This window comes from Arthrobacter oryzae, assembly GCF_030718995.1.
Lineage (GTDB): Bacteria > Actinomycetota > Actinomycetes > Actinomycetales > Micrococcaceae > Arthrobacter > Arthrobacter oryzae_C.
Map to the genome: position 1 here is coordinate 840,450 of NZ_CP132204.1, position 13,019 is coordinate 853,468.

Sequence of the window (13,019 nt, forward strand, 5' to 3'; positions counted from 1 at the left end):
CCACACACATTCAGAACCCACCATACGAGCCCCGCCGGCAGCGTCACCGGACGCCCGCCACAACGAAAGTGAACCCCTTATGAACCCCCTGCACCTCCGCTCCGCCGGCACCAGCCTGGTGATCAGCTTCGACAGCGGGGAGGCCGAGGTCATTCACTGGGGTGCCGACCTGGGCGCAACACTGCCCGATCTGGCCATCCTCGGCGAACCCATCCCGCCCTCCGCCGCCGACGCCACCGTCCCCGCGGGGCTCCTGCCGCAGGCATCCTCGAGCTGGCGCGGACGGCCGGCCCTCCGTGGCCACCGGATCGCCGACGGCGTCCCCGGCTACGACTTCTCCGTCCGCCTCCGCGTCGCAGAGGTCAAAACGGGAGGAACCTCCGCCGTCGGGAATTCAGCTGTGATCGTCCAGTCCGATGCGGACGCCGGCATCACCGTCGAATCCACGCTGGAACTGCACGACGGCGGCCTGCTGGAAATGCGCCATACCGTCACCAACACCGGGACCTCACCCTTTCAGCTCGACGAACTGGCCACCGTCCTGCCGGTGGCTCCTGACGCCGTCGAACTCCTTGACCTGACCGGACGCTGGTGCCGCGAACGCCACCCGCAGCGCCGCGCCATCCAGCAGGGCACCTGGGTGCGCACCGGGCGGCACGGCCGCACGGGCCACGATTCCTCGCTGCTGCTGGCCGCCGGCACGGCAGGCTTCGGCAACCGCCACGGCAAGGTCTGGGCCACCCACCTCGCCTGGAGCGGCAACCACGAGCAGTTCGCGGACACCATTGGGGACGGGCGCACCGTGATGGGCGGCTCCGAACTGCTGGGCCCCGCCGAAGTGGTCCTCCAGCCGAACGGCAGCTACACCACTCCCGCCCTCTTCGCGGCGTACTCGGACCGCGGCCTGGACGGCATCAGCGAATCCTTCTACAGCTGGTTCAGGAACCGTCCGCACCATGTGCTGCCCGCGGCGTCAGCTAATGCGGGCACCGGCAAGGCCCGCCCGGTAGTGCTGAACGTCTGGGAGGCCGTCTACTTCAACCACGATCTCGGCACCCTGATCGAACTCGCGGATTCCGCGGCGGACCTGGGCGTGGAACGCTTCGTGCTCGACGACGGCTGGTTCCGCGGCCGCCGGCACGACCAGGCCGGCCTGGGCGACTGGTACGTCGACGAAGGCCTGTGGCCGGACGGCCTCACCCCGCTGATCGACGCCGTCACCTCCCGCGGCATGGAGTTCGGCCTCTGGGTTGAGCCGGAAATGATCAACCTGGATTCCGACGTGGCACGCGCCCACCCGGACTGGATCGTCGGCCCCGCCGCACGCTCCCACAAGGACGGCGGCCGCCTGCCGCTGACCTGGCGCCACCAGCACGTTATCGACCTGGTCAATCCCGAGGCCTGGCAGTACGTCTTCAACCGCATCGACGCCCTGCTCCGCGAGAACAACATCAGCTACCTGAAGTGGGACCAGAACCGGGACTTGACCGAACACGGCCACGCCGGGCGCTCCTCCGTGCACGAGCAGACGCTGGCCGCCTACCGCCTCTTTGCCGAGCTCAAGCAGGCCCACCCGGGCCTGGAAATTGAGAGCTGTTCGTCCGGCGGCGCCCGCGTGGACCTCGGGATCCTGGAAACGACCGACCGGATCTGGGCTTCGGACTGCAACGACGCCCTGGAACGCCAGACCATCCAGCGCTGGACCGGGCTGGTGGTGCCGCCGGAGCTGGTCGGAGGACACATCGGTCCCACCACCTCCCACACCACGGCCCGCACGCACGACATTTCGTTCCGCGCCATCACGGCATTCTTCGGGCACTTCGGCCTGGAATGGGACGTCCGCCAGGTCCACGGCGCCGAACGGGAGGAACTCAAGCGGTTCATCGGCCTCTACAAGGAGCACCGCGGCCTGATCCACTCCGGCCGGATGGTCCGCGCGGACGTGGCCGACGATTCGCTGATGCTGCACGGCGTCGTTTCCCAGGGCACCCCGGCGACCGGAGACACGGCAGCACTGTTCGCGCTGGTCAGCACCAGGACCTCGTTCGCGGAGCGTCCGGGACGCATCACCATCCCCGGCCTGGACCAGGACCGCAGCTACCGCGTTGAAGCGATCTTCCCGACGCCCGGCGACGCGGACTACGCGCACAACTTCATCCAGGCGCAACCACCCGCCTGGCTGGCCGCCGGTGCAGAAGCCAGCGGCCGGTTCCTGGCCGAGGTGGGCCTGCCGATGCCCGTCCTCAACCCGGAACACGCGCTGCTGCTGCGCTTCACCGCCTCATAACTACACCGCCGTGCAGGTTCACAGCCGCCGAAGATGGCCTGCCGGCCGGGCACAAACCCGGCCGGCAGGCCACCTTGCTTTTTCGGACGCTTTGCGGGCGTCCAAAGTCCGCTTAGCGGGCGTCGACAAGGACCACTTCGTACTTGCTGGCCCCCTGGACGCCGAACTTCGCATTGACTACGGCGAGCGTGTCGCCGAACAGGGCCGCCGTCGTCGGGACCTGGAAGTCCGGGCTGGTGATGACGTCCTTGACTTCGAAGGAATCCAGCCGGGAGTCCAGCCGGACTCGGCTCACCTGGTTGATCATGTTCTGCACGGCCCAGAGGGTGTTCCCCCTCACCACAATCCCGTCCACGTTGGGCAACTTGATGCCAGTGATCTCCGAACTGATGCCGGAGCCCGGATCCACCGTATACAGTGCCTCGTTCGCGGTGTGGGCCACAATCAGTGTCCGGTTGCCCCGGACGGCCGCAATGCCGTTCAGGTTGAAGTCGGCGGGAGTCTCTGCAGCCGGACCGGTCAGCGTGAGCGTCCGGACCTCGTCACCCGGCTTGCCACGGCGGTCGACCGGGACGAAGTACAGCTCGCCCTTCATGGAGTTGGTGAACCATGCCCCGCGGGGAGTCACCGCGACGTCGTTGATGAACGCCGGATCAGGGGTCAGCTGGTAGGTGGCCACAGTCTTCCGGGAGTCGGTGTCATAGACGTAGGCCTTGCCGCTGGTGCCGCCGGCAACGAAGAGCAGGCCGTTCTCCACGTCCACTTTCATGCCCACCGCCATCCGGCCGTCCGGAACATCAATAAAAAGCCTGGCAGTTCCGCGGCGGGTATCTCCGCGGAAGATGTCCCCCTTGAACAGGTCCCCGGCGAAAAAGGTGGTGCCCTCGCCCTCGGCAATGCCTTCGGCGGACGAAGCGCCGGGAAGCTCAATGACCTTGTCATCGCCCTTCGTAGACGGCGGCCCGGCGGACGCTACGGGTGCCGGAATGATGAGTGCTGCGAGGGCAATTAGTCCCACGGCGGCACGGCGAATTGCTGTTCCTGAATCCACATTTTTGCAGCGCATGATGACGCTCTTTCCAGATCGGGCTTTTCGCGCGAGCTGACCGGTACGGGAGCTCCGCACGATGGTCCTTCAAGTCTAGGCACCGCCGCGAAGGGTGGCCAGAGGCACGGACCGGCCGCACGCGCCCGCCTCCCGGCAACGCTCCTGGCGGGCGTGCCAAGATGAACCATGACCGATTCGTGTGAGGTTCTGGTGGTCGGTGCCGGGCTCGCGGGGCTCCAGTGCGCCCGCGAGCTGCAGGCCGCCGGACGTGATGTGCAGGTGTGGGAGGCAGCCGACGACATCGGGGGCCGGATCCGGACGGAGCAGGTGGACGGTTTCCTGGTGGACCGCGGATTCCAGGTGCTGAATCCCGCCTACCCGGCTGTCCGCCGCTGGGTGGACGTCGGTGCACTTGAGCTGCAGCACTTCGGCTCCGGGCTCGGGGTCCGGCGTGACGACGGGTTCGCCGTTCTTGCCCACCCCCTGCGCGAACCGCGGCTGATTGCCGGGACCGTGGGCAGCGGCATCGCGACGCCGCACGATGTAGCGGCCCTCCTGCGCTGGGCGGCTCCCGCCGTCGTCCGGTCCTGGGGGCGTGACGATGACGCGCGTCGCCCCGGCCGGCGGCCTGGGCGCGACGTCACGCTGCGGCAGGCGCTGGACGACGCGCGGCTGGCGGGCGAACTCCGCCGGGTGGTGGAACAGTTCTTCGCCGGGGTGCTTTTGGAAGACGACGGCAGTACCTCCAATGACTTCGCGCGGCTCCTGCTGCGCACCTTCGCGCTGGGGGTGCCCGGACTGCCGCGCCTGGGCATGCAGGCGCTGCCGCGGCAGCTGGCGGCGTCCCTCGCAGCGCCGGTCCGCACCGGGACCCGGGTGGAGTCCGTTGCGCGGGAGGCTGGCTCCATGCTGGTCCGCGCCTCCGGCGCCGAGCTCCGGGCCGAACAGGTGGTGGTGGCCACGGACCCGGCCAGCGCCGAAACCCTGGCATTCGGAAACCACGGGGGCGGCGCAACGGGAAGCGGCGTCCCCGCCATGAAGGGCGTGCTGACGCACTGGTTCGCGGCGCGTGAGCCTCCATCCCGGCTCAATCTGCTCTGCGTTGATGCCCGGAAGCGGCCCGGCGGCCCCTTGGTCAATACCGCCGTCGTTTCCAATGCAGCCCCGGCTTACGTCCCCGCCGGGCGGCACCTCGTGCAGGCGTCGGCACTGCTCGGACCTGGGCGGCCTGTGCCCGGCGATGATGAGGTCCGCCGGCACGCAGCCGAAATCTTCGGGGCGGATGCGTCCGGTTGGGAACTGGTGGCCAGGCACGAAGTTCCGGACGCCCTGCCCGCCCAGCCGCCACCGCTCCGGCCTCCAGGGCCGGCGGAAATCTCGCCGGGTGTCTTTGTCTGCGGCGACCACCGCTCCACCGCGTCCATCCAGGGTGCCCTCGAAAGCGGCCACCGCGCAGCACAGGCCGTCCTGCGCCCGGACTTCGGGTAGCCGCGTGCGGTTCGCCGTCTCACGGCATATCGCGGCGCCCGCCGGGGCTGTGTGGGAGCTGCTCACCGACGTCGGACGCTGGCCGGAGTGGGGGCCCTCCGTGCGGGGCGCCGAACTGGATTCCGCCGGCTTCACCGCTGGCAGCAGCGGACGCGTTCGAACGGCAGCCGGCGCCACCCTGCCGTTCACGGTGACGGAATTCCGTGAGGGCCGCTCCTGGTCCTGGTCAGTGGCCGGCATCCGCGCCACCGGGCACCGTGTGGTTCCGGAGGACGACGGCTGCCGGGTCACCTTCACCGTTCCGTGGTGGGCGCCGGCGTACCTCCCCGTCTGCGCAGCGGCCCTTCGGCGCATCGCCAGGATCACCGTCCCGCCCGTCAGCCCGCCGTAAAAAACCCCGAACGCTGCCCGCTAAGCGATAGATTGGCTCCCATGACTGAAGCCTCCCCCGCCACCGAAGCCGGCCGCGGCACTATCCTTGTCCTGAACGGTCCCAACCTGAACCTGCTGGGAACGCGGGAACCGGAGAAGTACGGCACGGCCACGCTGGCCGACGTCGAACAGCTCGCCAAGGACACCGCTGCCGGGTACGGCCTGGACGTCGACTGCTTCCAGTCGAACCACGAGGGCGCGCTGGTGGACGCCATCCACGCCGCCCGCGGCAGGGCGGTCGGCATCGTCCTCAACGCCGGTGCGTACACCCACACCTCCGTGGCCATCCGCGATGCCATCTCCGCGGTGCAGATTCCCGCCGTCGAGGTCCACATCACCAACGTCCATGCCCGCGAGGAATTCCGGCACCACTCCTACCTTTCGGACATCAGCAAGGCCGTGATCGCCGGCGCGGGAGTGATGGGCTACCGGTTCGCCGTCGAATACCTCGCAGAGCTGAACGCCGGCAGGGCCTGATCATGGGCAGGCCCTGACATGCCCGGCGGCACGGGACCGGCGGGAACGGCGGACTGGTACCGGAGCTTCGGCATTGTCGATGCGCCAGCTTCCTCGCCGTGCTACGCGGAATGGTCCCTTGGAATCGCCGACGATCCTGAACTTATCCGCCGCATTGAACAGTGGCCGCATAACAAACGCCAGCCCCTGCTGGTCCTGGCCGCCGCGCGCTTCCTCGGGGCGGGCATCACCCCGTACCCCGAGTTCCGGGAGTTCCTCCTGGCCCGCTGGGACGACGTCTCCCGGACTGTGCTCGCCCGCGCCACCCAGACCAACGAGACAGGCAGGTGCGCCACGCTGCTGCCGTCCCTCGCCGCCATCGCCGCTTCAACGGGCCGTCCCCTGGCCCTGATCGAGGTGGGCGCCTCTGCCGGCCTGGCCCTGTTCCCGGACAAGTACGCCTATGAGTACGACGACGGCACCTCAGTCATGCGGCTGCGTCCGCAACCGGACGTGGCCGGGTCCCCGGCGGACGGACCTCCCGTTCTCCGGTGCACCGTGGAAGGGGCAGTCCCGCTTCCCGCCGCGCTCCCCCACGTGGTCTGGCGGGCCGGGATAGACCTGAACCCCCTGGACATCAACAACCCCGACGACGTCGCGTGGCTGGAAGCGCTCATCTGGCCGGAGCAGGAATTCCGCCGCGAGAGGCTGCGCCGGGCCATAGCCATCGCTCGACAGGACCCGCCGCTGCTGCTGGCAGGAGACCTCAACGAGCAGCTGGTCCCGCTGGCGGACCAGGCCCCGCCGGACGCAACCCTTGTGGTGTTCCACAGCGCGGTGATGGCGTACCTAAGCTCCGCCCGGCGGGAAGCCTTCCGGGCCACGATCGGCACCCTTGCGGCCGAGCGCGGCTGCCACTGGCTGTCCAACGAGGGCCACACGGTGCTTGCCCAGGCGGACGGCTCCGTAGTGGTGCCGGAAATGGATGACGCCCGGCTGCGGGGCCGGTTCCTCCTGCTTCAGGACGGCGTCCCCATGGCCATCGCCGGACCGCACGGCCAGAGCCTGGAATGGCTCTAGGCGGCCGGGGACCTCTAGGGCCGCCCCGTCGGCTGCCCGGTAGCTACTTCTGGATGCACTGCCCGGATGACACGGGGCTGCTGAGCCCCGGCGCCTGGGCGGCAACCGGACCGAGGTCATCCATGGTGATGGCGAAGCCCATGTCGGAGTCCGAGGTTGCCTTGGCGAAGATCACACCGGCAACCTGGCCCTCGGTGGTCAGGAGCGGCCCGCCGGAGTTGCCCGGCTGGACGTCGCCGGCGAGCCGGTAGACGTCCTCGGGTGCCGGGTTCCCGCCATAAATATCCGGAACCAGGACGGAGGCGATGTCCTGCACTGTTGCCGGTTTGGACTGGAACGGACCGCCGTGCGGGTAGCCGGCGAAAGCGGCCGCGCTTCCGGCCGGCAGGTCCGCGCTCAGCTGGAGCGGTGACGACGGGAGGCCGTCCACGGCCAGGACGGCAAGGTCATGCTGGCCGTCGAAGTAGACCACCCGGCCGGGCATGGCTCCGCCGCCGGGAATCTCCACCACCGGCTGCGACACGCCCGCCACCACATGGGCGTTCGTCACAACGCGTCCCGGCGACACCACAAAGCCGCTTCCGGTCTGGTTCTGGCCGCATTGGTATGCGGTGCCCGCAATCTTCAGGACCGATTCCGCCGCGCGGTTCAGGGCAGGCGTGTCCGTGCTCGCGTTGGGAATGGCCACTTGCTGGCCCTGCCCGAGCCCCTCGATAAGTGTGGGTATGCCGTCCCCGATCACGGTGGAGCGCAGCTGCGCCACGGCAGTTTTCACCGGCACGGGCGTGAGGCCGTCGATGAAGCGGATGACTTTGGACTCCGCCAGCTGCTGGGAAACGAACGGGACGCCCAGCGCACTGATGCTGAAGGCGAGCATGGACATGACCAGCGCCGACACCACCACGTTGACTGCGCCGCCCACCACGCGGTCCATGGCCCGCAGCGGCTGGATCCGCACCGCGCTGCGGATTTTGCGGCCGATCATGGTTCCCAGCGCATGGCCCAGGACAATCAGCACGACGGCGGCGCCCACGATCGCGGTCAGCCGCCAGCCGCTGTCCTCTACGAGGTCGCTGACGATGGGTACGGAAACAAACGCGGCCACGGCGCCAACAATGAACCCGGCTATGCCGCCGAGGGTCACCAGGAAGCCGTTGCGCAGGCCGTAGATCAAATAGGACAGCAGCGTCAGGATCAAGGCCAGGTCCAGGATGGTCAAGCCGAACACAGGGGCTCCTCACAGAAACAGGTAAGTCCCAATTCTAAGTGCGGACCCTGACAGTTTGCCGTGACGTGGGGGCGCCCCGCATCACCGGCAAAATGCTGCGAAAACCGGAGCAGCGCCGTCGCAATATTTCCACCAAAGCGCCCCGCGTGGGCCTCAAACGCCCCGTTTCAGGCGTTTCACGTGCCAAGTACGTCACAGAACCTTGAAAATTCTGAAACAATGGCTGAAGCGCCCCAGCCGACACATTTACTCAGGAGATTTCATGGACATCGAGGTATTGCGCCGCGCACCCCTATTCGCCACGCTCGACGACGAGGCATTCCGTCTACTCACGGACGAGCTCACGGAGGTGGACCTGTCGCGCGGAGCCTCGGTCTTCCGCGAAGGCGACCAGGGTGATCAGCTGTACTTCATCGTATCCGGCAAGGTTAAGCTGGGCCGCACGTCCCCCGATGGCCGCGAGTCCCTGCTGGCCATCCTCGGCCCGGGCGAACTCTTCGGCGAAATGGCGCTCTTCGATCCGAGCCCCCGCACGGCCACCGCGACCGCGGTTTCGGAGACCCGCCTGGCCGGCCTGAAGAACGAAAGCCTCAACGCCCTGCTGCGCACCCGCCCGGAGGTCTCGGCCCAGCTCCTGCAGGCCCTGGCCCGCCGCCTGCGCCGCACCAACGACTCCCTGTCCGACCTCGTGTTCTCCGACGTTCCGGGCCGAGTGGCCAAGGCACTGCTGGACCTGGCCGACCGCTTCGGCCGCCCGGCAACCGACGGCGTCCTGGTGGCCCACGAGCTCACGCAGGAAGAGCTGGCCCAGCTGGTGGGTGCCTCCCGCGAAACCGTGAACAAGGCGCTGGCCGAGTTCGTGCAGCGCGGCTGGCTCCGCCTCGAAGCCCGCGCCGTCGTGATCCTTGACATGCAGCGCCTCCGCCAGCGCTCCCGCTAGGTTTATCCGCGATCCCGCGACACAGAAAATGCCTGGCGACACCCGGATTCCGGTGTCGCCAGGAAGTTTGTGTGTCGTTAGCGCTCGCGCTGAGGCTCGCCGGCGACGGTCTTGGCGGCCTCGACTTCGAGCATCAGCTTGCCGTCTTCTTCAACCAGCTTCGGCTGGTAGACGTGGGCCTTTCGCTTGTAGCTGAGGTAGGCGATGCACCCGTTGGCGGCCGCCATCTTTTCGAGCATGATCTCGGAGCCGGGCACCAGCAGCTGGCCGAGTGTGAGTCCCACGGTGTTTTCCTGGCCCACTTCGTCGCCCAACGCTGTGGTGTCACGTTCGGCGATGACCTTGCTGGCACAGACCCAGCGGCCCCACACGCCTTTGCTTTGCAGCAATGTGGGCTGCTGGTTCACCGGCACGGTGGCGGCGAAGTAGCGCGTGTTGAAACGGCGGTGCGCAAAGTCCGGGCTCAGCCAGTTGACCAACGGTTTCAGCAGGTCCGTGCGGATGGACAGTCCGCGCTTGGCGAGGACATCAGTGAAGGATTTCTCCTGTTCGGCAACGGCGATCCTGGCGCGCATCCATTCGGGTGTGGAGGTGGCCTCCACTGTTGTGGACAGATCCGGGCCGGCAAGGAGCACACCGGTTTCTTCAAAGAGTTCGCGGATGGCACCCACCACGTGGCGGCGCGCCAGGCCGACGTCGGACGTTCCCATCTGGTCCGCCCAATGCTGCGGTGTGGGGCCGATCCAGCCGACAGCGTCCTCGTCGGACGACTCCAGGGATCCACCCGGAAAGGCGAGGACGCCGAGCGGGGAGGAACCCGGACGGTAGCCCAGCCAGGTTTCAAGTCCGGTGGGAGCGTCACGGAGCAGGACCACGGAGGATGCGGGACGGGCGGCACGCGGGGTCCGCTCGCCGTGTTCGAGCCAGCTTTGTGCTGCCCCCTCGAGTTCGGGAGGCAGCACAAACAGGCGACGGGCTAACTGGGGCAAGGGAAGTGACCGGCCTTTAGCTGAATTCGGCGATCAGTTCGACTTCCACCGGCGAATCCAGCGGCAGCACCGACACACCGACGGCGGACCGGGCGTGCTGGCCGGCGTCGCCGAGGACCTTGCCCAGGAGTTCCGACGCGCCGTTGATGACTCCCGGCTGGCCGGTGAAGGACGGATCGGAGGAAACGAAGCCAACAACCTTGACGATCCTGGTGATGCGGTCGAGGTCGCCGATCACGCTTTTGACCGCTGCCAGTGCGTTGACAGCGCAGACCGCGGCGAAGCGCTTGGCGTCTTCGGGAGACACGGTTGGTTCATCCGCGAAGCCTTCGGTGCCCGTTGACACCTTGCCCGTAGCTTCGAGTTTGCCGTTAATAAAGGGCAGCTGCCCGGAGGTGTAAACATGGTTGCCGGAGATGACGGCGGGAACGTAGGCGGCCACCGGGGCCGCAACGTCCGGGAGGGTCAATCCCAGCTCCGCCAGCCGCTGTTCGACGGCGGAAACCGGGGCTCCGCTTTCCGCCCCGGAGGCCGGATTCTGGGCGTGGGCCGGGGTTTCCGGCGCCGTACCTGCAGGGGTTGTCATAACTACTGCTTCTCCCTCTTAAGGTAGGCAACGAGGCCGTTGCCGTCGGGACCGGGGACTACCTGGACGAGCTCCCAGCCGTCCTCTCCCCACTGGTCCAGAATCTGCTTCGTGGCGTGAATAATGAGCGGAATCGTGGCGTACTCCCATTTGGTCATGAGCTAAAGACTAGTCCTTGCCGGTAAAGTGGAAAACATGGCGACTGGTAAGAACCCTTTATTCGACACGGCCACCACCCTCGGAAAGATCCTTGCCTTCCTTGGCGTGAGCGCTATTTGTGGTGTCCTGGTGGCGGGCCTGCTGGTCCCGGCGGCCGCTGTTTCCGGCAGCACGGCCAGCGGATCCATCGAATTCTTCGACACCCTCCCGGCGGAGCTGCAGGTGGACCCGCCCAGCCAGTCCACCAAGATCCTTGCGGCTGACGGCAGCCTGATCGCCAACCTCTATGCCGAAAACCGCACCCGCGTTTCACTGGACCAGATGTCGCCATTCATCAAGGACGCAGTGATCGCCATCGAGGACAGCCGCTTCTACGAGCACGGCGGCGTGGACACCACCGGCATCATGCGCGCGCTGGTCAGCACGGCCCGCGGCAACAAGCAGGGCGCCTCCACCATCACCCAGCAGTACGTGAACAACGTCATCAACGCCTCGCTCGAAGCTGAGGGCAACACCGAGGACATCAAGCTCAACGGCGTCAACAAGGGCGTGGGCGACAAGCTCCGCGAGATGAAGCTGGCCATCGCCCTGGAGAAGAAGTTCACCAAAGAACAGATCCTCGAGGGCTACCTCAATATCGTGTTCTTCAACCGGGACGCCTATGGCATCGAAGCCGCGTCCAAGTTCTTCTTCAGCAGCTCCGCCAAGGACCTGACGCTCCCCCAGGCCGCACTGCTGGCCGGACTGGTCAACAGCCCGTCGTTCTACGACCCCATCAACAACCCTGACAACGCGAAGAACCGCCGCGACCAGGTGCTGAATGCCATGTACACCCAGGGCAAGATCCAGCAGGCGGACTACGAGGCCGCCGTTGCAACTCCGGTGGAAACCAAGGTCACCCCTGCCCGCCAGGGTTGCGCCTATGCATCCACGGCCCCGTACTTCTGCGACTACGTCCTGCACCTCCTGCTGAATGATCCCGCCTACGGCGCAGACGCCACCGAGCGTGAGCGCAAGGTCTTCCGTGGCGGCCTGACCATCACCACCACCCTTGACCCCAACGCCCAGAACGCGGCCCAGGCCCAGGTGGACGCATCGGCGGGCGCCAACCCGGACAAGTGGGGCGCTGCGTTGGTGTCGGTCCAGCCGAACACCGGCAAGATCATCAACATGGCCCAGAACACCGTGTGGTTCGCCGGTGACGGCAAGTTCGACAGCCAGCTCAACTTCAACGTCGACCAGTACGATGCCAACGGCAACGACCTCAACGGCCTCGGCGGTGCGCAACCCGGTTCAACCATGAAGCCCTTCACGTTTGCCCAATGGCTGAACGAGGGCAATTCGATGAACGCGGTCCTGAACGGCGCGGTGCGTCGCTATCCGCAGAACTTCCCGTGGAAGAACACGTGCGCGACCCCGACTGTAGGCTGGTACGACAGCACCAACGGCGAATCCAAGGACCTGCAGAACGCCGAGGAAGGCTACTACCGGTCAATGTCGGTCCTCGACGGCCTCGCAAACTCCATCAACACCATGACGTTTGCCACCGCGGCCAAGGTGGATCTGTGCGGAATCCAGAAGATTGTGGACGCAGTGGGCCTCCATGAGGGCCTTCCCCAGAGGGACGACACGGGAAAGGTGGTCAACGCCCAGCCGCCCATCACCATGACGACGCTGGGTAACCTCCTCGGCTCCAGGCAAACGTCGCCACTGTCCATGGCAAGCGCCTTCGCCACCTTCGCGAACGACGGCAAGTACTGCGCCCCGATCGCCATCACGTCGGTGACCGACCAGACCGGCGCACAGCTGCCGGCCCAGTCCACGAACTGCCGCGACGCGCTCAAGCCGGAAGTCGCCCGCGGCGTGAACTATGCCCTGCAGGAGGTCCTCAACCGAGGATCCGGCTCGCTCATCCAGCCCCGGATCTCCACCAGGACCAGCTTCCCGATCGCTGCCAAGACCGGTACGTCCAACAACAACGGGTCCACCTGGGTGGTGGGCCACACCACCGGCCTGGCCACCGCGTCGTGGTTCGGCGACGCGCTCGGGTCGCAGCAGCGGGCAGGCCAGAACGTCACCGTCAACGGCAAGTTCTACAAGGGCATCGACGGCTACATGATCGCCGGTCCGATGTTCTCCAACTTCATGACGCAGGTGGCGCCGGCGTACGGCACCAACCCGTTCACGGCACCGCCGTCCAACATGATCAGCGGGACGACGCGGCAGACCACCCCGACGACGCAGAGCACGGCGCCTGCACCCGCGCCCACCACCGCAGCCCCGGAGCCTTCGCCCACCAAGGACAACGGCAAGGGCAACGGGTAAG

General features: G+C 67.1%; 12 protein-coding genes. 7 read left to right on the forward strand and 5 right to left on the reverse strand.

All coding sequences use genetic code 11. The features are described from left to right. Positions 1–79 precede the first annotated feature (79 nt). Complete coding sequence (locus Q8Z05_RS03900; protein ID WP_305942186.1) at positions 80–2,287, forward strand: alpha-galactosidase; 2,208 nt, start codon at positions 80–82, stop codon at positions 2,285–2,287. A gap of 112 nt (positions 2,288–2,399) precedes the next feature. Here the strand turns inward: Q8Z05_RS03900 and Q8Z05_RS03905 are convergent, their stop codons facing one another. Beyond that, positions 2,400–3,353, reverse strand: coding sequence for a hypothetical protein (locus Q8Z05_RS03905; RefSeq protein WP_305942187.1), 954 nt, complete (start codon positions 3,351–3,353; stop codon positions 2,400–2,402). A 168-nt stretch (positions 3,354–3,521) separates the two neighbouring features. Between Q8Z05_RS03905 and Q8Z05_RS03910 the strand changes: the two genes are divergently transcribed. The 4 genes from Q8Z05_RS03910 to Q8Z05_RS03925 are packed head-to-tail and all read left to right on the forward strand — an operon-like array spanning position 3,522 to position 6,791. Then, complete coding sequence (locus Q8Z05_RS03910) at positions 3,522–4,823, forward strand: NAD(P)/FAD-dependent oxidoreductase (RefSeq protein WP_305942188.1); 1,302 nt, start codon at positions 3,522–3,524, stop codon at positions 4,821–4,823. 4 nt (positions 4,824–4,827) lie between these two features. Continuing rightward, positions 4,828–5,214, forward strand: a complete 387-nt coding sequence (locus Q8Z05_RS03915) for an SRPBCC family protein (RefSeq protein ID WP_305942189.1) — start codon at positions 4,828–4,830, stop codon at positions 5,212–5,214. A 41-nt stretch (positions 5,215–5,255) separates the two neighbouring features. Continuing rightward, on the forward strand, positions 5,256–5,732 hold the full coding sequence (gene aroQ, locus Q8Z05_RS03920; RefSeq protein WP_305942190.1) for a type II 3-dehydroquinate dehydratase: 477 nt from the start codon (positions 5,256–5,258) through the stop codon (positions 5,730–5,732). A gap of 18 nt (positions 5,733–5,750) precedes the next feature. Then, complete coding sequence (locus Q8Z05_RS03925; protein ID WP_305942191.1) at positions 5,751–6,791, forward strand: DUF2332 domain-containing protein; 1,041 nt, start codon at positions 5,751–5,753, stop codon at positions 6,789–6,791. A 43-nt stretch (positions 6,792–6,834) separates the two neighbouring features. Here the strand turns inward: Q8Z05_RS03925 and Q8Z05_RS03930 are convergent, their stop codons facing one another. Beyond that, positions 6,835–8,019: a MarP family serine protease gene (locus Q8Z05_RS03930; RefSeq protein ID WP_305942192.1), complete on the reverse strand. Its 1,185-nt coding sequence runs from the start codon at positions 8,017–8,019 to the stop codon at positions 6,835–6,837. A gap of 262 nt (positions 8,020–8,281) precedes the next feature. Here Q8Z05_RS03930 and Q8Z05_RS03935 point away from each other — a divergent pair, with 262 nt between their 5' ends. Beyond that, entirely contained in the window at positions 8,282–8,959 is a 678-nt protein-coding gene (locus tag Q8Z05_RS03935) for a Crp/Fnr family transcriptional regulator (protein ID WP_011693220.1), read from the forward strand. A 77-nt stretch (positions 8,960–9,036) separates the two neighbouring features. On the opposite strand, the gene Q8Z05_RS03940 is transcribed toward Q8Z05_RS03935, so the two are convergent. Genes Q8Z05_RS03940 through Q8Z05_RS03950 form a run of 3 tightly spaced genes read right to left on the reverse strand, consistent with a single transcriptional unit; the run spans position 9,037 to position 10,692 of the window. Then, entirely contained in the window at positions 9,037–9,948 is a 912-nt protein-coding gene (locus Q8Z05_RS03940; protein WP_305942193.1) for an NUDIX hydrolase, read from the reverse strand. 16 nt (positions 9,949–9,964) lie between these two features. Beyond that, positions 9,965–10,534, reverse strand: a complete 570-nt coding sequence (locus Q8Z05_RS03945; RefSeq protein ID WP_305942194.1) for a RidA family protein — start codon at positions 10,532–10,534, stop codon at positions 9,965–9,967. A 2-nt stretch (positions 10,535–10,536) separates the two neighbouring features. After that, a complete protein-coding gene (locus tag Q8Z05_RS03950) occupies positions 10,537–10,692 on the reverse strand; it encodes a DUF4177 domain-containing protein (RefSeq protein ID WP_009359196.1) in 156 nt (51 codons plus the stop codon). 37 nt (positions 10,693–10,729) lie between these two features. On the opposite strand from Q8Z05_RS03950, the gene Q8Z05_RS03955 reads away from it, so the two are divergent. After that, positions 10,730–13,018, forward strand: a complete 2,289-nt coding sequence (locus tag Q8Z05_RS03955; protein WP_305942195.1) for a transglycosylase domain-containing protein — start codon at positions 10,730–10,732, stop codon at positions 13,016–13,018. Position 13,019: the final 1 nt, after the last annotated feature.